The 19,572-nt window shown below is 40.2% G+C and carries 16 protein-coding genes and 2 pseudogenes; 11 read left to right on the forward strand and 7 right to left on the reverse strand.

What is annotated here, in order from left to right; genetic code table 11:
* Positions 1-142 precede the first annotated feature (142 nt).
* The gene (gene cobW / locus AACU33_RS31870; protein WP_096594286.1) at positions 143-1,183 is read right to left on the reverse strand and encodes a cobalamin biosynthesis protein CobW; all 1,041 of its coding nucleotides are present in this window, start codon (positions 1,181-1,183) and stop codon (positions 143-145) included.
* A gap of 167 nt (positions 1,184-1,350) precedes the next feature.
* Here cobW and AACU33_RS37680 point away from each other — a divergent pair.
* Positions 1,351-1,419, forward strand: a pseudogene (locus AACU33_RS37680) (hypothetical protein); the annotation flags it as partial.
* A gap of 95 nt (positions 1,420-1,514) precedes the next feature.
* Here AACU33_RS37680 and AACU33_RS31880 read toward each other — a convergent pair.
* The 3 genes from AACU33_RS31880 to AACU33_RS31890 all read right to left on the reverse strand — a co-directional run bounded on the left by AACU33_RS31880 (position 1,515) and on the right by AACU33_RS31890 (position 2,988).
* Positions 1,515-1,793: a hypothetical protein gene (locus AACU33_RS31880; protein ID WP_339376536.1), complete on the reverse strand. Its 279-nt coding sequence runs from the start codon at positions 1,791-1,793 to the stop codon at positions 1,515-1,517.
* A 121-nt stretch (positions 1,794-1,914) separates the two neighbouring features.
* Positions 1,915-2,193: a hypothetical protein gene (locus AACU33_RS31885; protein WP_096594287.1), complete on the reverse strand. Its 279-nt coding sequence runs from the start codon at positions 2,191-2,193 to the stop codon at positions 1,915-1,917.
* 81 nt (positions 2,194-2,274) lie between these two features.
* On the reverse strand, positions 2,275-2,988 hold the full coding sequence (locus AACU33_RS31890) for a biliverdin-producing heme oxygenase (RefSeq protein WP_096594288.1): 714 nt from the start codon (positions 2,986-2,988) through the stop codon (positions 2,275-2,277).
* 715 nt (positions 2,989-3,703) lie between these two features.
* Between AACU33_RS31890 and glmM the strand changes: the two genes are divergently transcribed.
* From glmM to AACU33_RS31925, 7 genes and pseudogenes are all read left to right on the forward strand, one after another.
* The gene (gene glmM / locus AACU33_RS31895; protein WP_096594289.1) at positions 3,704-5,161 is read left to right on the forward strand and encodes a phosphoglucosamine mutase; all 1,458 of its coding nucleotides are present in this window, start codon (positions 3,704-3,706) and stop codon (positions 5,159-5,161) included.
* 58 nt (positions 5,162-5,219) lie between these two features.
* Positions 5,220-6,863, forward strand: coding sequence for a hormogonium polysaccharide biosynthesis protein HpsL (gene hpsL / locus AACU33_RS31900; RefSeq protein ID WP_096594290.1), 1,644 nt, complete (start codon positions 5,220-5,222; stop codon positions 6,861-6,863).
* A 240-nt stretch (positions 6,864-7,103) separates the two neighbouring features.
* On the forward strand, positions 7,104-8,084 hold the full coding sequence (hpsN, locus tag AACU33_RS31905) for a hormogonium polysaccharide biosynthesis glycosyltransferase HpsN (protein ID WP_096594291.1): 981 nt from the start codon (positions 7,104-7,106) through the stop codon (positions 8,082-8,084).
* Positions 8,085-8,244: 160 nt separating this feature from the next.
* Positions 8,245-9,420 carry a hormogonium polysaccharide biosynthesis glycosyltransferase HpsO gene (gene hpsO, locus AACU33_RS31910; RefSeq protein ID WP_096594292.1) on the forward strand — a complete coding sequence of 392 codons (1,176 nt, stop codon included), beginning with the start codon at positions 8,245-8,247 and terminating at the stop codon, positions 9,418-9,420.
* Positions 9,421-9,478: 58 nt separating this feature from the next.
* On the forward strand, positions 9,479-10,663 hold the full coding sequence (gene hpsP, locus AACU33_RS31915; protein WP_096595453.1) for a hormogonium polysaccharide biosynthesis glycosyltransferase HpsP: 1,185 nt from the start codon (positions 9,479-9,481) through the stop codon (positions 10,661-10,663).
* Positions 10,664-10,800: 137 nt separating this feature from the next.
* Positions 10,801-11,439, forward strand: coding sequence for a peroxiredoxin (locus AACU33_RS31920; RefSeq protein ID WP_096595454.1), 639 nt, complete (start codon positions 10,801-10,803; stop codon positions 11,437-11,439).
* Positions 11,440-11,548: 109 nt separating this feature from the next.
* A pseudogene (locus AACU33_RS31925) lies at positions 11,549-12,133 on the forward strand (Uma2 family endonuclease).
* Positions 12,134-12,191: 58 nt separating this feature from the next.
* Here the strand turns inward: AACU33_RS31925 and AACU33_RS31930 are convergent.
* From AACU33_RS31930 to AACU33_RS31940, 3 genes are all read right to left on the reverse strand, one after another.
* A complete protein-coding gene (locus AACU33_RS31930) occupies positions 12,192-14,432 on the reverse strand; it encodes a dynamin family protein (protein WP_096594293.1) in 2,241 nt (746 codons plus the stop codon).
* Positions 14,433-14,587: 155 nt separating this feature from the next.
* Positions 14,588-16,669 (reverse strand): dynamin family protein, encoded by a 2,082-nt coding sequence (locus AACU33_RS31935; RefSeq protein ID WP_096594294.1) that lies wholly within the window; start codon positions 16,667-16,669, stop codon positions 14,588-14,590.
* A gap of 14 nt (positions 16,670-16,683) precedes the next feature.
* Complete coding sequence (locus tag AACU33_RS31940) at positions 16,684-17,004, reverse strand: DUF3040 domain-containing protein (RefSeq protein ID WP_096594295.1); 321 nt, start codon at positions 17,002-17,004, stop codon at positions 16,684-16,686.
* A gap of 352 nt (positions 17,005-17,356) precedes the next feature.
* On the opposite strand from AACU33_RS31940, the gene AACU33_RS31945 reads away from it, so the two are divergent.
* From AACU33_RS31945 to AACU33_RS31955, 3 genes are all read left to right on the forward strand, one after another.
* Positions 17,357-18,253, forward strand: a complete 897-nt coding sequence (locus tag AACU33_RS31945; protein ID WP_096594296.1) for an ABC transporter permease — start codon at positions 17,357-17,359, stop codon at positions 18,251-18,253.
* A 58-nt stretch (positions 18,254-18,311) separates the two neighbouring features.
* On the forward strand, positions 18,312-18,515 hold the full coding sequence (locus AACU33_RS31950; RefSeq protein ID WP_096594297.1) for a hypothetical protein: 204 nt from the start codon (positions 18,312-18,314) through the stop codon (positions 18,513-18,515).
* 137 nt (positions 18,516-18,652) lie between these two features.
* Entirely contained in the window at positions 18,653-19,552 is a 900-nt protein-coding gene (locus AACU33_RS31955) for an ROK family protein (protein WP_096594298.1), read from the forward strand.
* The last annotated feature ends 20 nt before the right edge of the window (positions 19,553-19,572 follow it).

Genomic DNA, 19,572 nt, shown 5'->3' on the forward strand with positions numbered 1-19,572 from the left:
CAGAATAACTCAGTTTGTATATATTAGACTTCACATTAGCAATTTAAGTTCAATCGCGATCGCAGTTTCAAATCATACCAAGGGTAGATGCATTTGTAGGATTTCCTAATATTGAGGAAAACCCATGAATGCATCAGATAGCTTACAAAGCTACAAGTTGTGATTCTATCTCCGCAGATTTTAGATCGCGACCAATGAAAACTAAGCGGGTTTGCTTTGCTTCTTCTGGTTGCCAAGGGCGATCGTAAAATTTATCAAATCTGGTTCCCACACCTTGCATGACTAAACGCATGGGTTTATTGGGTACGGCGACAAAACCTTTGATGCGATAAATTTCTTGTTGGTGTACAAGTTTTTGCAACTGTTGTTGCAGTTTTTCTGGGTCAAAGGCACGGTCTAAAATTAGGTGTGTTGAGGTAATCTCGTCGTCGTGGTCGTGGTCTTCTTCGGTGTCGTGATGGCTGGGACGACTATCTAAGTTATCTTCCACAGCGGCTTGGAACCCTAGTAATATAGATGGGTCGAGTTGACCGCGATCGCTCTCAACAATCTTTACCACTCTCGGCAATTCTTGTTTCACTAACTCCTCAACTTGGGTTTTTGTTTGCGCATCTACCAAGTCAGTTTTGTTCAACACTACCAAGTCTGCACAAGCTAATTGGTCTTCAAATAGCTCTTGCAATGGTGTTTCATGTTCCAGACTATCATCGGCTTGCCTTTGGGCTGCCACTGCCTCTGGATTGCTGGCAAATGTTCCCGCCGCTACCGCCGCACAATCTACGACGGTAATTACTGCATCCACCGTTGCACCAGTGCGAATTTCTTGCCAGCGAAAAGCTTTAATGAGGGGTTTTGGCAAAGCTAAACCAGAGGTTTCAATCACAATGCAGTCAATGCGATCGCGCCGCTTCAGCAATTGTTGCATTGTCGGATAAAACTCTTCTTGTACGGTACAGCACAAGCAGCCGTTAGTTAATTCAAAGATATTGCCCTCATCATCACTATCTTCGGGACAAATTTGACAGGATTTCAATAATTCGCCATCAATACCGAGTTCGCCAAATTCGTTTACTAAAACTGCAATTCGGCGTCCTTGGTTGTTTTGTAGCAGGTGGCGAATTAGGCTGGTTTTACCACTGCCTAAGAAGCCTGTGATGACGGTGACAGGAATTTTTGTAGCCATTGTTTAATTAGTATTTTGCCCAGAAGCTATGATTTGCCTCTGTTTGCATTTTCCCCGATCGCCGTGCCTATTGGAAATCAGGATTTATATGTATGACAGAGAACAGGGTTGAGGGGGACAAGCGAGTGTGGGATTTAGCTGACTTGCATTTACCACTAGTAATTGTTATGAGCAAACCTGTACCCGACAGAGTAGCACAGGAATTTTTAAAGCAATTCCTCGCGCTGTTTTCGCGGGAGAAAACTTTATATACAGCCCTCAGGGAAGCAAGGCAAAGATTACAACCTCTCGAAAACAATTTTCCCTGTAAAACTTGGTTGCGGATTATTTGTCAAAATCCTGCACCACCACCCTGCTCTCTGCGATCGCTAGTTAACAAGGCAAGCACTTTGTTTAAGAAGACAAAGGCTTTGTTTAACAAACCAAACACTTTCTTTAAGAAGACAAAGGCTTTGTTTAACAAACCAAACACTTTCTTTAACAAGGCAAAGACTTTGTTTAACAAACCGAACACTTTCTTTAACAAGGCAAAGACTTTGTTTAACAAACCGAACACTTTCTTTAACAAGGCAAAGACTTTGTTTAACAAACCAAAGGCTTTGTTTAACAAGGTAAATTATTTTACGGTAATTACTGAGCTAATAATTCAATTTTTTGGTAAAGATGTCTGATTTTGGCTATTTTCACTGAACCAACTCCTTATATTTTTAAGAGACGCTATAAGAATAAAGTTAAGCAAAAGGTATACACTGATGCCACGCCCAAAAAAACTTCTTCCGTTGGTTATTGTGTAATTCTAGCTGTTCAAACCGAGATAAAAGTTTTTTGGTTTGGGGAGTATCTTCTTCACCGCCTAGGTTGCGAATATCTTGACCAAAACCCATCAGCGCCGGAGATTCTACATAGGTGACTCGGTGGAGTACGCGCCAAGTTTTATTAGCTTTGCCTTTCAATGTCTCTCGGAATGCACGACGCTGTAATGAGACATGACTAAATAACAGTAGGGGCAACTTCCTTGCGATCGCCTAATTCTCCTCAAGCGATCCCAGGGAAATTGCCCCTAGAATTGACAAATATTGACTTACACAAATTTATTCAGCTGTAGCGAGTTCGGTGCTACCACGGGTACGCCGACGAGTCAGGGTGTTGTACAGCATGATACCAATAGCTTTGATTAAGTTACCTTCCAATTCTTGGAACATCTTCATGTTCATGCCAAAAGCCGCGTTAGCTTCATCAACAATGCGATCGGCTGTAGCTTCATCAATAGGTAATTCATCCAAAGCTTGACGATACTTAGCTTTAAATTCCTTTTCATCAGGAATCTCTGCAAATTCATAAAAAGCAGTACCGCCATCAGAAAGATTCATTGCTGTAACAGCAATATTTTTCAGAATTTGACCGCCAGATAAGTCACCGAGGTAACGGGTGTAAGAATGTGCAATTAACAATTCCGGTTCTGTTGCAGAAATTTCGCGAATACGCTGCACGTAAGCTTCTCCCGCCGGAGATAGCTGGATTTGTTCCCGCCAATTAAAGCCATAGTAGTAACTCAGGTCTTCCTCTAAGCTTTGCTTGCGGTTGAGTTGGGGAAAATTGATTTTGCTAACAATTGGATGGTTCTGGTGCTTTTCCATTTCCTCTTCCATAGCTGAGTAGATGAAATAGAAGTTACCAACTAGCTTGCGGTATGAGCTTTTCTCCACCACCCCTTTTAAAAAGCACTTGACAAACCCGACGTTTTCTGCCATTGTATGGGCTTTCTTTGTCCCTACACGCAATTTGCTTGCTAAATTGCTACTCATGCTAAATTTCTCAACTTTAAAAGGTCAATTACAGGAGTGTCGATTTAATAACGGCTAAAAAAGGCCATTAAAACGTTACATTAGAACTATTTGATGAGAATTTATATTAAAAATTTTTAAGCTCGGAGATTTTGGACTTTGGTTTTACACAGCAAAACGCCTCATCATGCGATCGCCTCTAGTTATAGAGAGTTATATAAAGCTGAAACAGCTAATTTTAGATATTTGCCAAAATAACTGTCGATTTTGTTCAAAATCTCATAAAGTAACGCTTTTTACAGTTTACTGGTCTGCCGTACTTTTGTAAAGTAATATTAATTACCGGAGAAGTTGAAATATATACAGTCGAGATGTCCGTCAGCAAGCAGCGATCGTTGCAAAAATTATTTATCAATTGTGGGGATTTGCCAGCATAAATCTTTGAACAATCTTTACAATCCCTTAAAAATATTGATAAGTATTATTACTGAAAAATAGTATTCTTAGATTTATACATATTCCGTCAAAAAACAAAATATATAGTTAAGTTGGTAGCCATCAATCAACTATAAATTCAGCAGCAACAAGTGCGATGTGTCTACGGGCAACTTTGATGCTGATATTGAATATTGATCTATACCTAGATACTTAACCAATCAAAAGGTAATAAGTCAGAATTGTTGAACAAAGTGTAAAGTGCTATTGTCCAGTGTGACTGTGTGGAGTGTTTAAAAATATGGTTTCATCAATAACTCGAACTCAAGGCGGCCTTCATGAAGGTTCTGCTATAGAAGCCAATATCGAAAGCAATTTTGCCCTGAATTTAATCGCACTACCAAAAAATCCTTTATTTGGTACAGATGGGATTCGCGGACGAGTAGGAGAATTGCTGAGTGCGCCTTTAGCATTGCAAATAGGTTTTTGGGCGGGTATTGTTTTACGTACTCATGCTGCCAATTCGGGGCCAGTGATTCTCGGACAGGACTCTAGAAACTCTAGCGATATGCTGGCAATGGCCTTGAGTGCTGGGTTAACAGCAGCAGGAATCGAGGTTTGGTATTTGGGTTTATGTCCTACTCCATGCGTGGCTTATCTTACCAGCGTCAGCGATGCTATCGGTGGCGTGATGATTTCTGCCAGCCACAATCCCCCAGAAGATAACGGGATTAAAATTTTCGGTGCGGATGGTGCGAAGTTACCACTAGCATTGCAAGCCGAAATTGAAGCAGGACTCCGCGGTAATAAGTCGGTAGTTGCTGGTATGAGTAATTGCGGACGGCATTATTTAAGAAAAGAGTTAATCAAAGATTATGGCGATGCTTTGAAACAACCCTTGCATAGTGCAGTCAATCTTCAGGGGATGAAGATTGTTTTGGACTTAGCATGGGGTGCAGCAGTTGGATTAGCCCCAGCAGTATTTCAAGAAATGGGTGCAGAAGTTATTTGCTTGCATAACGAAGCCGATGGCGATCGCATCAATGTTAATTGTGGCTCTACTCACCTCGATATTCTGCAAGCTGCTGTCAAAGAACACAACGCTGATGTGGGTTTTGCCTTTGATGGTGATGCCGATCGCGTTTTAGCTGTAGACAGTAAAGGCAGGCAAGTGAATGGCGATTACATTCTCTACCTTTGGGGACGCCACCTCAAGCAAAAGCAGCAACTCCCAGATAACCTAATCGTTTCTACTGTCATGGCTAACCTAGGCTTTGAAAGAGCTTGGCAACAATTAGGTGGTAAATTGATTCGCACAGCAGTAGGCGACCAATACGTGCAAGCCGAAATGCTGCGACATGGAGGAATGCTAGGTGGCGAACAATCAGGTCACATCCTTTGCCGTCACTATGGCATTACTGGAGATGGGTTGTTAACAGCCTTACATATCGCAGCATTAATTAAAGAAGTTGGTGTTGGTCTTCACGACATGGTAGACCAAAGCTTTCAAACCTATCCCCAACTATTAAAGAACGTGCGTGTCGTAGATCGCGATCGCCGCATGGCGTGGAAAGATTGCGAACCACTACAAAAAGCGATCGCCCTTGCGGAAACAGCAATGGGTGATTCTGGCAGAATTTTAGTGCGTGTTTCTGGCACAGAACCGGTAATCAGAGTTATGGTGGAAGCTGCTAATGCAGAGCTTGCTCACCACTGGACAAATGAGTTGGTTTCACAAGTCCAGCAACACCTAGGATAACCAGTGCTGACGTGCTGAGTGGCACAAACTCAGAACTCGGCACGCAGAACTGAAACTCATGACCAAACCCAAGAAAAAATCTCAAAAATCAAAAAAGCGATCGCAATCCGAAACACCTACCCTTAGCCTTAAAGAACGGCTAGCCCAAAAGCGCAAAGCCAACCTAGCACGCAAAGAATTCACCAGTTTATTCACCGCCGCCACTGTTGGCGGTGTCTTCTTAGGCATACTACTGTTTTTTGTAGCTGGAATTAAACTAGCAGTTCCTGGTGCTTTAGCAATTCCTACCTTTGTCCTATCTTACAAATATCCCCGCCAAGCTCTATATGCCTTTCTAATTTACGTTCCCTTGGGGGGTACTATCACTTACTATCTTGGCAGTAGCCCGATACTGCAATTGGCTAAAGATGCTTTTTATGTTCCTGCTGTGGTTGGACTTTGGCAAACTTGTCGCAAGCAAGGATTACCCTTCATCCTTCCTCCAGCCATTAAAACTCCACTATTGATTTTATTGACATTTTGCTTACTAACACTAGTGTTTATTAATGGCGGGCAGCAGTTCAACCCACCAAAAGTAGGATTACTAGAACAAGCACCAAATGAATTTCCTATAGGGTTAGGTATTTTAGGATTAAAAGTATTCTTGGGTTATGTACCTCTAATTACCTGTGCTTATTATTTAGTTCGTAATCAAAAAGATTTACTATTTTTATCGCGCTTACAAGTTGTCTTAACACTTATTTGTTGTGTCCTCGGATTTATTCAATATTTATTACTACTAACTGGTATCTGCCAAGGTACTAGAGGTCTGGAAGGAGATGCCTTATTTAGAGCAACATTAGAGGCGCGGTGTTATTTTGGTGGCTCCCTTCTATATAGCCCAGAAGAAGGAGTTATTCGCCTACCAGGAACCTTTGTAGCCCCTTGGCAATGGGCATGGTTTTTAATTGCTAGTACTTTTTTCACCTTTGCTACTGGCTTCAGCGATCCTTCGATAATTTGGCGGATTATCAGTTTAGCTTCCTTGGCTTCAGTATTTATTAATGCTGTGATTTCTGGGCAGAGAATTGCTTTAGGTTTAGTGCCAGTTTGCTTCGTAGCTTTGCTATTTCTTACAGGTCAAATTGCCAACCTTAAACGTTTTATTCCTATTGGTATAGGACTGGCTGTGATTTTAGGAATTGCCATGATTGCTAATCCTACTGTAGTGCAAGAAAGAACTGCGAGTTTTACTGGCCGTTGGGAAGCTTCACCACCCCAAGAGTTTATTGTTTCGCAATTTGAAGAGAACTGGAAAAATGTCGATGGGCCGTTAGGAAGCGGTTTAGGAAGAGCCACTAATTCTGCTCGTTCGATGGGTTCAACCAAACTCGTGGAAACCTACTACCCGAAAGTACTATTTGAAGTAGGAATTTGTGGCTTATTAGGTTTCATAGCATTAGTCACTACTCTCACAAAAGCAGGGTTCAAAACCTATCGCTCGCTAAAAAACCGTAATTTCCGCAGCTATGGAGCTGCTTTATGGGTATTTATCTTATTTATTAGCTATAACACCTATTATTATCCTTTAGATGTCGATCCTGTTGCTGTTTATTACTGGTTTTTTGCAGGCGTTCTTTTTAAATTGCCAGTAATAGAAAAACAAGAAAAGGACAATATAGAATTCCAGCAGACAGCAAAGAAAAAGCGTACTTTCACATAAGAGTTTAACTTAAATAGGGAACAACAAAATACTCCCGTAAACTCTCGGAGGTCAAATACCTACGTTTATATTAGGCTATATTCAGGATATAAATTCTAATTTTTAGAGTAATACAATGTCTTATTGACTATTTATTCAAGTGTATAAAGATAGGATTAAATTTTAATATAAGTTCGTCATACAAATTTTGGTACTATTACAAACTTAAAAACACTCAACAACAATTGTATATAGAACATTATGAGCGATCTACCTTTAATTTCTGTAGTTATCCCAACCTATTATCGAGAAGAAGCACTAAGAGATAGTATTGTAGATGTTCTAAAACAGGATTACCCGAATTTTGAAGTGATATTGGTAGACCAAACCCCAAAACATCAGCCAGAAATTCAAGCTTATCTAGAAGAACAAGCAACAGCAGGTAAAATTAAATGGTTCCGCTTAGATTGGGCGAGTTTACCAGGCGCACGTAATTATGGAGTGCGGCGCTCAGAGGGTGAAATAATTTTATTTATTGATGATGATGTTCAGTTAACACCTGGTTTTTTATCAGCCCATGCAAAAAACTATGTGCAAAATCCCGAAGTGGGGGCTGTTGCTGGACGAGTATTTGACAGAATGAAATTAGGTGATTCTGGCGGAGAGTTGCAAATTGAATATCTTCCTCCGCAAGCAATGGACCCAGGAATTGCTTGGTATCACATAGATTTAGTTCATACCATCAAACCCCAACAAGTACTAACAGCTAGGGGTTGTAATATGTCCTTTCGCCGCGAAATTTTTACTAAGCATGAATTGAGATTCGACGAACGGTTTCGTGGTAGTGCGGTGCGCGAGGAATCAGACTTTTGTCTGCGGTTACGACAGACCGGGTATAAGATTTGGTATGACCCAGAGGCTTATTTAGTGCATTTAGGTGAAGAAACAGGCGGTTGTCATGATATGAGTATGCGATCGCTCAAATATCAACTTACTTTTTACCACAACCATTTCCTACTAGGGCTGAAAAATCTCACCGTTACCCAAGCTTTACGCCTCTACGCTCGGTTATTTGATTGTCACGTCCTGGGAAGGCCTCCTTGTCATAAAAGTGGTTCCCCAATCAAAATTGTGAGTCGCGGCTTTTTCTATATTTTGGGTTTTCTCAAAGCATTGGGTACTGTCATTCAATCTATATGGAATGATGGGCAAATTTATAGTCGTCTCGATCGCGAGTTTTAATAATTCCTGAGATAAGTAAAAAACTAACTCAAATCTCAGCTTTACAGAAATATTTTCTGCTTTGTGTCTTCTTGTCTCTGTGTTTCAATAATTAATTTGTAACCACAAAGGCACAAAGAAGTTATTTTGCTTACTAATATTTAAACCTAATAAATTAGTTATGAAAATTTTAGTCGCTAGCCATACCTATATTGTAGATTTAAACTGCGAAAAATTACGCGCTTTATCTCAACTAGAACCAGGAATTGAAGTGACAGTTGTTGTACCTAAATGTTGGCAACCTGGTGGCGTTCAAAACAAAACGATTGAAACTGCATACTGCGATGAAGGCTCGTTTAAAATAGTACCAGTTTCTAACTTTAGCCAGAATCATCAAGGACTTTTAACATTTGGTGCTGATTTAATATCTTTGTTACAGCAATTTCGTCCTCACGTTATTCAAGTGGAACAAGGATCTAGAGGACTTGCTTACAGTCAAACGATTATCTTAAACCAACTCTTAGGTTTAAAGGCTAAAAATGTATTTTTTACTTGGTGGAACTTACCATACGAACTAAAATTGCCAGTTGCTTTACTAGAAAAATATAATCTCAGTCATAGCCACGGCGTTATTTGCGGTAATCAAGATGGAGCAGAAATTATTCAACAAAAAGGATATCAAGGTGCAATTAAAGTAATGCCGCAGTTGGGCGTAGATGAAAAATTATTTACTCCGCAAATTCAGCCAGAATTAGCTACTAAATTAGGAATTTCACCAAACGATTTTGTTGTTGGTTTTGTTGGCAGATTCGTTCAAGAGAAAGGTTTGCTAACGCTTTTGCAAGCATTAATAAATATCAAACATAAACCTTGGAAGCTACTACTGCTTGGGCGGGGAGATTTACATACAGAATTACTTAAAATAGCAACAGAAAATAACCTTCAAGAACGAGTAATTGTGATTGAAAGCGTACCACATAATGTAGTACCTAATTATATCAATTTAATGCATACTTTAGTACTACCATCAGAAACTACTTATAAATTTAAAACTTTAACTGCTATTGGCTGGAAAGAACAATTTGGTCATGTAATCATTGAGGCAATGGCTTGTAAAGTGCCTGTTATTGGTTCCAATTCTGGCGAAATTCCTCATGTCATTGGTGATGCTGGTTTAGTCTTTCCCGAAGGAGACGCCCAAGCTTTAGCTAATTGCTTAACTCAATTAATTGAAAACCCAGAATTTAGGCAAAAAGTAGGTGAATTAGGTTATCAAAAAGCTATAAATAAATATACAAATAAATCTTTAGCACAGCAACAATTAGATTTTTACAAAGAACTTGTTAATAGTCATTAGTCATTGGTTATAGCAAAAAACAATAAAGGAAAAATAACAAATGACAAATGACAAAAAACTGCGAATTCTCCATATTGTTCCCTCAATTTCTTTAATTTATGGTGGCCCTAGTCAAATGATTTTAGGGCTGGCTCCAGCCTTAGTAAAAGAGGGCGTGGAAGTTACAATCATCACAACTGATAGTAATGGGGATAACGGACAAAAACCCTTAGATGTTCCTTTAAATTCTCCAGTTAAACAAGATGGTTATGAAATAATTTATTTCCGTTGTGCGCCATTTCGTCGCTATAAGTTTTCGCTAGATTTACTGAAGTGGCTAAAGCGTCACGCTTGCGAATTTGATATTGCACATATTCATGCTTTATTTTCTCCTGTTAGCAGTGCAGCGGCAACTATCTGTCGTCAGCAGAAAATACCATATATTTTGCGTCCTTTGGGAACACTCGATCCGGCTGATTTACGGAAGAAAAAAGTATTAAAACAGCTTTATGCAGCAATTATTGAACGGCGAAATATAGCGGGTGCGGCTGCACTTCATTTTACTAGCGACCAAGAAGCAAAAATATCAGAAAAGTTTGGTGTAGTTACCCAAGATTTAGTAATTCCCTTGGGTGTGGTTCCAACTAAATTCACCAACCAAAAACAGGAGAGTTTAGTACACAATCAGTTGGGAATACCAAATGATGTACCTGTGATATTATTCATGTCGCGGATTGACCCGAAAAAAGGGTTGAATTTGTTGATTCCAGCGCTAGAAAAGCTGTTAGCTGTTGGCTGTAATTTTCATTTTGTATTGGCTGGGACTAATCCCCAAGATCCAGATTATGAACAAAATATTATCTCTCAAATCCAAAATTCACCATTGCGATCGCACACTACAATTACAGGCTTTGTTACAGGTGAGTTAAAAGCTAGTTTACTGCAACTTGCCGATCTGTTTGTTTTGCCTTCCTACTATGAAAATTTTGGGATTGCTGTGGCTGAGGCGATGGTAGCCGGAATACCTGTAGCCATCTCTGACCAAGTGCATATTTGTCACCAGATAGTTGAAAGTCAGTCGGGGTGGGTAGGTGGATTGGATGTACAAGTCCTGGTAAATTTATTACAAGAAGCTTTACAAAACCCCCAAGAACGCCAACGTCGGGGATTGAATGCGCAAAAATATGCGCTGCAACATTACAGTTGGGATGCGATCGCTCGTCAAACTATCCTGGTATACAAGCAAATCTTACGCTCGTCATGATGTATTGAGCTTCTTTAAGGGAAATTACGCAACATAAAATTTTCTTGCACATCGCTTAACCCGATGGGGAAACCGGGGTTTTATGTCACGATCGCGTAGTAGAATACATAATGCCTTCTAACTACAGGGAAGCTCTCATGACTCTCCGTCTAGGTGATACAGTACCCAACTTTACGCAAGCCTCTACACATGGCGACATAAATTTTTACGAATGGGCAGGTGACAGCTGGGTAGTGCTGTTTTCTCACCCTGCTGACTTTACACCTGTTTGCACGACCGAATTAGGCACAGTAGCCAAGCTGAAACCAGAATTTGACAAGCGCAATGTCAAAGCGATCGCCCTCAGCGTCGATGATGTAGAATCCCATAATGGATGGGTGGGCGATATCGAAGAAACCCAAAGCACTAGTCTCAACTACCCAATTTTGGCAGATGCAGATCGTAAGGTTTCTGACCTTTACGATATGATTCATCCTAATGCCAATGCAGCGGTGACAGTGCGATCGGTTTTCGTGATTGACCCCAACAAGAAGCTACGTCTTAGCTTCACATACCCTCCCAGCACTGGACGCAATTTTGATGAGTTGTTGCGAGTAATTGATTCTCTGCAACTGACTGATAATTACAGCGTGGCTACACCAGCTGACTGGAAAGATGGGGATGATGTGGTAATTGTCCCATCATTGAAAGATCCAGAAGTGTTGAAGGAGAAATTCCCCAAAGGCTACCAAGAAGTCAAACCTTACTTGCGGTTGACTCCTCAGCCTAACAAGTAAGTCTGACAATTATTCAATCTGATTGTCTAGTTTAAAGGCGCGAAGATAAAACTTTGCGCCTTTATCTTTTTGCGTGAGAATAAAGATAAAAGTTAGTCTGGTAAGCATTATGCTTTCATATCCCCTGGTGTTGCAAATTCCACCATCAATGCAAATGACAGACGAACAATTCTTTGAGTTTTGTCAGGTTAATCGCGATTTACGCATTGAGAGGAATAAATCGGGAGAAATATCAATTATGCCACCTACGGGATCGGAGTCAGGGAATCGTAACTTTAATATTGCCTTACAGCTAGGAGTTTGGGCATAACAAGATGTTACAGGTATTTGTTTTGACTCTAGTACAGGATTTAAGCTATCAACAGGTGCAGATAGATCCCCGGATGCTTCTTGGATGAAATTGGAACGGTGGAATACTCTTTTACCCGCACAACAAGAAAAGTTTGCTCCTATTTGCCCAGATTTTGTGATTGAGTTGCGATCGCCTAGCGATAATCTCCAACCTCTCAAGGAAAAAATGGAAGAATACATGAGGGAACCTGGAGTACAGTTAGGTTGGTTAATCGATCGCAAACACCGCAAAGTTTATATTTATCGTCCTGGTTTACCAGAAGAGTGTTTAGATAATCCTGATACTTTAAGTTGCGATCCGGTGTTATCTGGATTTGTCTTGAATATGAGTAAAGTTTGGTAAGTAAGTTCTTAGACCTAGATTGTTAAGCACTAAATTCCTTACAAATAATTACTAGATATTATTGAAATTTATCTGCCAAAATTGTATAAGCTTCGTTAACTAGTCGCATTTTTTCTTGAGCTTGTTGTTGCATTTGAGGTTTAGCTACAAATAAATCTGGATGCCATTTTTTTACTAAATTTTTATAAGCCTGTTTTATCTCTGCAAATGATACACCTGGTTGCAATCCTAAAATGTTATAAGCGCGAGTAATTTTGTCTTTTTCTGCTTGGGTTTTAGGTTGCTGAGGTACTTTGTTGTTTTGGGTTGTATTTTGCTGTTTGTTAGTTTGAGAACCTGGAGAACGCATCTCTGCTTTCATTCGCGCTATTTCTCGATCGATTTCCCAATTGCGAAATTTTGCTTCTACTTCTGCTGGATTAGGAGAAGCTGGAACCTTTGGAGGTGTTGGAGGCGAAGATGTGTTAACGCGGTGAGTAGAAGATGTTTGAGAAGTAGTAGAAGTGCGATATGAAGAAGATGCATAAACACTCACTTTCTCTTCTACTTTTGCATAACTTCTTTGCTCCTGTTCTATTGGTGGGGAATATGCTGTGTATTTTGGCGTTTCTCTATAAGGTTGATAATTCGTATGAATTTTGGCTTTATTTAACTCTTGCAGTAATTGATTAAAAGTATTTTGTAGCTTTTGTAAATCTTGACGTTTCTTAGCAATATCTAGCGGCTCTTGAGTACCCACAAAGCGAATTACTTTTTTTGCTTTTTGTTCGTATTCAGCTAAAATTGATAATCCTTGACTGCTCAATCGAGAGAAATAATCTTCGGTTGTGGCTATGCAAATTTTAGCAACTTGCTGATGATAAGATTCCTTAGCTGATTTTTCGTCTGAATCTTGAATATTTTTATTTAATAAATAGGAAATACTACCAACCACAGCCGCACCAACAGGCCCACCCAGTAACCAACCTATACCACCACCAACGGCAATCGCACCAGGTTCGCTTAAATCATTATTACTACTAGGTTTAGGTGGTAATGTAATTTGTGGTTCGCTGGGTAAGGGGATTAATAAATCTTCCGGTCTTTCTTCTTTAAAAAATTCGTAAGCTTGATAAAGCCATTTCATCACATTACGTTGTAACTCGATCAGGTCTTTTTTTAAAGTACTTATTTGCCAAGTTTTAAAGTTATTTTCTGCCAGTGCTACTGTGGCATCAGTTTGGTATTTTTTGAGGAGATTGGATACTTCTAGCCAAGTGCGTAATTCAGCAATACTCTTAGTGAAGCCTTGTTGAATTAGATTAGCAGCTTTTTGTTTGATTTCAATTTTAGATTTTTCTTTTTCATCAAAGGAGTTAATTTCGCTCAAGAGAGGGTCAATTTTCGCTTTTAAATTTAATTGGATTTGAGAAGCGATCGCCTGCACTCTTGGCAACCGTACATCCCCACGATTTTGTTGTAAAATAGCTACAATATTTTGCAAAGCTGCTTCAAATGCTGCTAACCCGCTACTAGTAGCAGCCGCCGCATCACCTTTTAATCTGGCTCTTAAAGCAGGTAAAGCATCAACTCGATATAAATTACTAAAGCCTGGAGGTAATTCGGCGCGGAAACTTTCTGCAACAAATAGCAAGCGATTTTGCACTTGCTGTTGTTCTTCGGGTTCGAGTAAGTTAATAAAATTCGCAACAAAAATAACTGTTTTAATACCCCGATCTAATAGCCAATCACGCAAGTTTTCCCGTTCGCCTAAAGTCATTAGCTTACGGGCATCGAGTAATTGTACTACTAAATCTGTAGAGAGCAGGCGATCGCGTACTAAAATATCTTGTGCTTCGCGATCGTTTGTACCTGGTAAATCGAGTAATTCTATCCCTCTTTCCAAAAAAGGATGAGGACAAAAAACTTCTACAGATGTGACATCTTGACGCATCTTTCTGTCACCATCCAGAATTGCATACTGCTGTAAAATCTCCGTTCCACTACGATAAATTTCTGTACCGTCTCTCAACATGATGCGAGTGCGTAAATCCGTACCATACTTGACAGTAATCGCTGCGCCTGTGGTGGGAATTAAATCGATTGGTAAAGTACGATTTCCTAAGATGGCATTAAGTAGGGTAGATTTGCCATGATTAAAAGGGCCAAATACCGCAATCTGAAAGTTAGGATTAGTCAGATAATTAGAAATAGTATTTATATCTTGTGATAGTTGCGATCTGCGTTCTAAATCTAATAAAGCAGATGCAGATTTGAGTGTATTTACCAAATCCTGATAAGCTTCAGATTGTTTTTGCATATTTTCCTTGTATGATGCTGCGTATGCAAATATATTTTGTATGTTGAACCATAGATAAATACAGATGAACACAGATATTTTATTAGTGTTTATCTGTGTCCATCTGTGGTTTAATTCTTCATTTCTTAGTATCACATGAGAAGTAAGACTACCGTTCAACTATAGTAAGCTAATAAATTACTATAGGCAGCCTCAATCTTTTGCAATTGCTCTATTACATCCTCCTGCAAACCTTTCAGTCGCTTTAACTCACTTTCGCGATTAATCTCGCGTGTAGCTTTTTGCTTGAGCAAATTATCTAATTCAGATTTGCGAGATGTAATATCATCGTTAATTCGCTTACTTACTTCTCTTTCATAAGAATCAAAACACTCTTTCACTGCATCATAAACAGTTTGGGATTGTTCGTGAGCTACTTGTGGTAAATATTTTACTAACTCTTTCTTAGCTGTTTTGACTAACTCTTTACGTGCTTGATCTGCTTGGAGAAAACCTACTCCTAAGCCTAGCAATGCAAACCCAATCGGACCCAGAAAAATACCTGTTACAGCCGTAATTATGCCGCCAATGCCAATTACAGTGAAGTAGTTTAATAAAATATTTTTCCAGTCAAATCCTGCGCCAGCTAATGCAACGCCAGCTAGGTTTCCTCGTGATAAAGATAACAATCCCATTGCCCATTTTGCCCATCCGGGAGAGTTATCATCTTCTGGAGTAGCAGCAGGATTGACTCTTACTTGCTGTCCTGTTAATTTTTCGGTAATTTGGTCTGTAATTTGATTGTAGGATGCGCCATACTGTGCAGCACTCAAAGAAAGTTCTCTAAAAGCTGCATTAATATCCTTTTCAGCAGTTAAAGTCCAAGCAGAAAATTTATCAGTAATGTATTGTTCAAAAGCTTTTTGCAATGCAGCATTAAATGCTTCTCTTTTACCATTACTGAGAAAATCAAACAAATTTAACTCTGGTTGATAGCGTAAAAAATCTGTTTCAAAAGTATTCCCTAAGTTTAAAACATAGCTGCGGAATGATTCAGAAATTTTCCTTGCTTGGCTATCTCTGGTGTTGATAATTTCTTTTTGGAATTGATCGCGGATATTTGTAAGTTTGTTAAACTCTGGTTCTACAGAATCAATTCTTTGTTTTAATTCATTAACATCTTTATCCAGTAACGGTAAGCGTCTTTCGATAGCTTCGCGGGTATGATTACAGGCTTGTCTAGCTAACGTTCTGACTTGTCGCAGTTCCGCGATCGCACGTTCTCTAGTCAAAAAAGTATTCAATGCTCCCATAAACTCAGGAAAGCCAGTTCCGGATAGATCGGCTTGGGGATTTTTCAATCTTTTTCTGAGTGCTTGAATTGATGAAAGCTCAAAAACACGCTCATCATAAATATCTCGACCATCTACATAACAATATTCTGCTAAATTTGCTTTGAATACTTGTCTTAATCTGGTTTCTGCTGCACTTAATTCTTCCACATCATCGGGATCTATCAAGGATTCTTTTACCTGATCCCAAGCATTAATTAAGAAGAAAACTGTCAATCCTCGACCTTTAATATAATTTTCTAAATAGCGACGCTCACCCAAGGTACAGGGTTGCGATGCTCTCATCACAAACAAGATTGCATGGCAATTATTGACATAACCTAAGGATAATTCATTACGCGCTTCTGTATCATTCAATCCTGGGCTATCGACAATCTCAATCCCTTTTTCTAATAATGTGAGAGGATACTCAACTACTGCATAATCGACATCAGGAAAAGCTTGTTTCTTTTCTTGTTCTAATTTTTTCGCTTCAGCCGGGTCAATAGTATACTTATATTTAAAGCTTTGAAAATCTAGCTGTTGTGGACTTTTTCCATCATTAAAATTAATTGTGACTTTTTTCTCCGGCCCGTAGCGCAAAACTGTTAATACTGCGGTACAAGGATTCACATCACTCGGTAATAAATTCTCCCCAATTAAGGCATTCAGAAACGTACTTTTACCTCGTTTCATATCGCCTAAAACTAACAGGCGAAATACACCTTGTCTGAGATTTTTACTAGCTACTGTAATGTCTTCAATATCTCTTTCTAAGCTCAGTTTTCCTGATGAAGATTCGCCATCTAATTCTGCTTTATTAATTGTGTCAGCAAGTCTGCTCAAACATACAGACATTTCCGATCGCACTTGCGCAACACGTTCTAAATCGTTGATAAATCTGTCAGCCGCAACTTGATTAGTCATATTGACACCCTAGATTAAGGTTTGTTTTTAGGAGATTCCAGAAAAAGTTTGTAAGCCATCCAAGCTAGTGCTGCGAACATCACAATTCCCGCTACAGCTGCGGCTATCCTCACAGCAACCAGTACCGCCACACCAATCCCGAAAAGCTGCAAGCCAAGAATCGCTTTTTTCATCCACGGCTGAGAGAACTTATCTGACTGATGCTTGACAGTTTGATGCAAAGGCGGATCGGGACGATTTATATCCGCTTCCATTTCTCGGAGTCGTAATTCCACTTCTTTTTGTCTGAGTCTACGTTCGCGCTGTTCTGTGTCTTGATTGCGATCGCCTTCCATTTGTGTCCACCCTATCTAGGACAATGAAATGTTTTCAGTAGTCATAGCTCGTATTTATGTATTTTATTTTACTAATAAATAAAAATCCTCAGTATAATCGCTATTTTATTTGAAAATGCTCAACAGCAAAATTCGTCAGATATCTTAGATTCCACCAGTTGAGCTTGGTTTTTCGGAATTGTTACTTATTTAGACCAGAAATTAACTTATGAAGATTGTCCTTTGTCACTGGTCATTTGTGTTGTCAATTGGACTTTCGACTATAAAATTTTTCTTTGTGTATTGGCGTGAGACATTCATCCTCTGATATGTAAAATGGTCAGCGTATCTTGCTCGATGCAGGCGATCGCTCATGTCCATGACAAAACGGCAAATGCCGTCATTCTTACGCTTTCCCAAAAATCCGAATCTTTCTCAACGACTAATGTTGATTGGGTTAGTCATTACCCTGTTTTTTTTATTCCTAGCGTTCTTCGCACCCGTATTTCAGGCTTGGGGATGGCTGCAAAATCCCAAAGATTTGTTAAGTAACCCGATTCACGAACCACCTTCAGGCAAATATTGGTTTGGCACTAGTCGCCTAGGCCATGATGTCTTCTCTCGCACAATTTTTGGTGCTCAAGCTGCTTTGCAAGTGGTGATATTAGCAACAGCACTGAGTATGGTCATTGGTGTGCCTTTAGGTATGGTCAGCGGCTATCTTGGCGGTAGATTGGATAAGATATTGCTATTTCTCATGGATAGCATTTATACCTTACCTGGACTATTGCTATCAGTGACGTTGGCATTTGTGGTAGGGCGAGGGATATTAAATGCCGCGATCGCTATTAGTATTGCCTACATTCCTCAATATTACCGAGTTGTTCGCAACCACACGGTCAGCGTGAAAACTGAGGTGTTCATTGAAGCTGCGCAAGCAATGGGCGCTTCTACTTGGGTTGTGCTGTCTCGATATTTATTTTTCAACGTCATTCAAAGCGTACCTGTATTATTTACCCTCAATGCCGCCGATGCGATTTTAGTCTTAGGTGGTTTGGGATTTTTAGGTTTAGGATTGCCAGAAGAAGTCCCAGAGTGGGGACATGATTTAAAACAAGCACTAGAAGCACTACCTACTGGCATTTGGTGGACTACACTTTTCCCCGGTTTAGCGATGACATTGATGGTGGTAGGGTTATCACTACTTGGGGAAGGTTTAAATGAATTTGTCAATCCTCGTTTGCGGCGACAGAATAGTATTCGGAAATAATTTAGTCAATAGTGAACAGTAATTAGTACACAGACCGATCGTTGATTTGGAGATTCAGGTGAAAGACAATTTAACTTTAATTGCCGCCGCTACTGGTGGGTTTATGCTTTCTGTTGCTTTATCTGGCATTTTACGGGGAACACCAGTCACAGCTTGGCAGGGTGAATCGGGTATGCGGCAGGCGAATGTCACCAATTTACAATTTGCAGCCAAGAAAACTGAGAACTCAGAATTTTTTAGCAACCAGACGCAAAAAAGCTAATATGCTTTTTGAAAGTGATTGGGGATGGGGCATTGGGCATTGGGCATCGGGCATTGGGCATTGATTATTCCTCCTTGTCTCCCTTGTCCCCCTTCCTTGTCCCTAGTCTCCAGCGTTCCCTTGTGAATATCTAAAAAGTGGTGAATTCTCAAGTAATTGGTATTGATTTGGGGGGAACAGCGATTAAGCTGGGGCGATTTGATCTAGATGGCAATTGCCTGCAATCTCTAACAGTAGCAACTCCCCAACCATCCACGCCAGAGGCTGTGCTGGCGGTGATGGTGGATGCGATCGCCCAAGTCGATCCAGGTAATCAATCTGTGGCAGTTGGTGTCGGTACTCCTGGCCCTGCTGATGCTAAGGGACGCATTGCAAAAATCGCCATCAACCTGACAGGATGGCGTGATGTTCCCTTGGCAGATTGGTTAGAAGCGAAAACAGGCAAACCAACAATTGTTAGTAATGATGCTAATTGTGCAGGTTTGGGCGAATCTTGGTTAGGTGCGGGTCGCTGCTTTCAAAATTTTATTATGCTGACCTTGGGTACCGGTGTCGGCGGTGCGGTGTTCCTCAATGGCAAACTATTTATCGGACATCAAGGCGCTGGCGGAGAACTAGGTTTAATCAGCTTCAACCCTGAGGGGCCGATGTGTAATAGTGGTAATCGCGGTTCCTTGGAACAATACACCTCAATCGCAGCTATCCGTCGGCGCACTGGCAAGGAACCCTGGGAATTGGGCGCTTTGGCAGCCGCCGCAGATGCCGAAGCTTTAAATTTTTGGCAGGAATATGGTAGAGACTTGGGTATCGGCTTAACAAGTTTGATTTATGTGTTAACGCCAGAAGCGATCGTTATTGGTGGCGGAGTTAGTGCCAGTTTTCAGTTTTTCTTACCCGCTGTCAAAGCAGAAATTGAGCAGCGAGTGATGCTGACATCGCGTGTCGATTTACAAATTTTACCCGCAGAACTGGGTAACGCTGCGGGTATGGTGGGTGCAGCAAAGTTGGCATGGCAAAATATTTTGGGATTACCATAACTAAAAGCGATCGCCTTTTA

The organism is Calothrix sp. NIES-2098, assembly GCF_963875125.1.
GTDB lineage: Bacteria > Cyanobacteriota > Cyanobacteriia > Cyanobacteriales > Nostocaceae > Aulosira.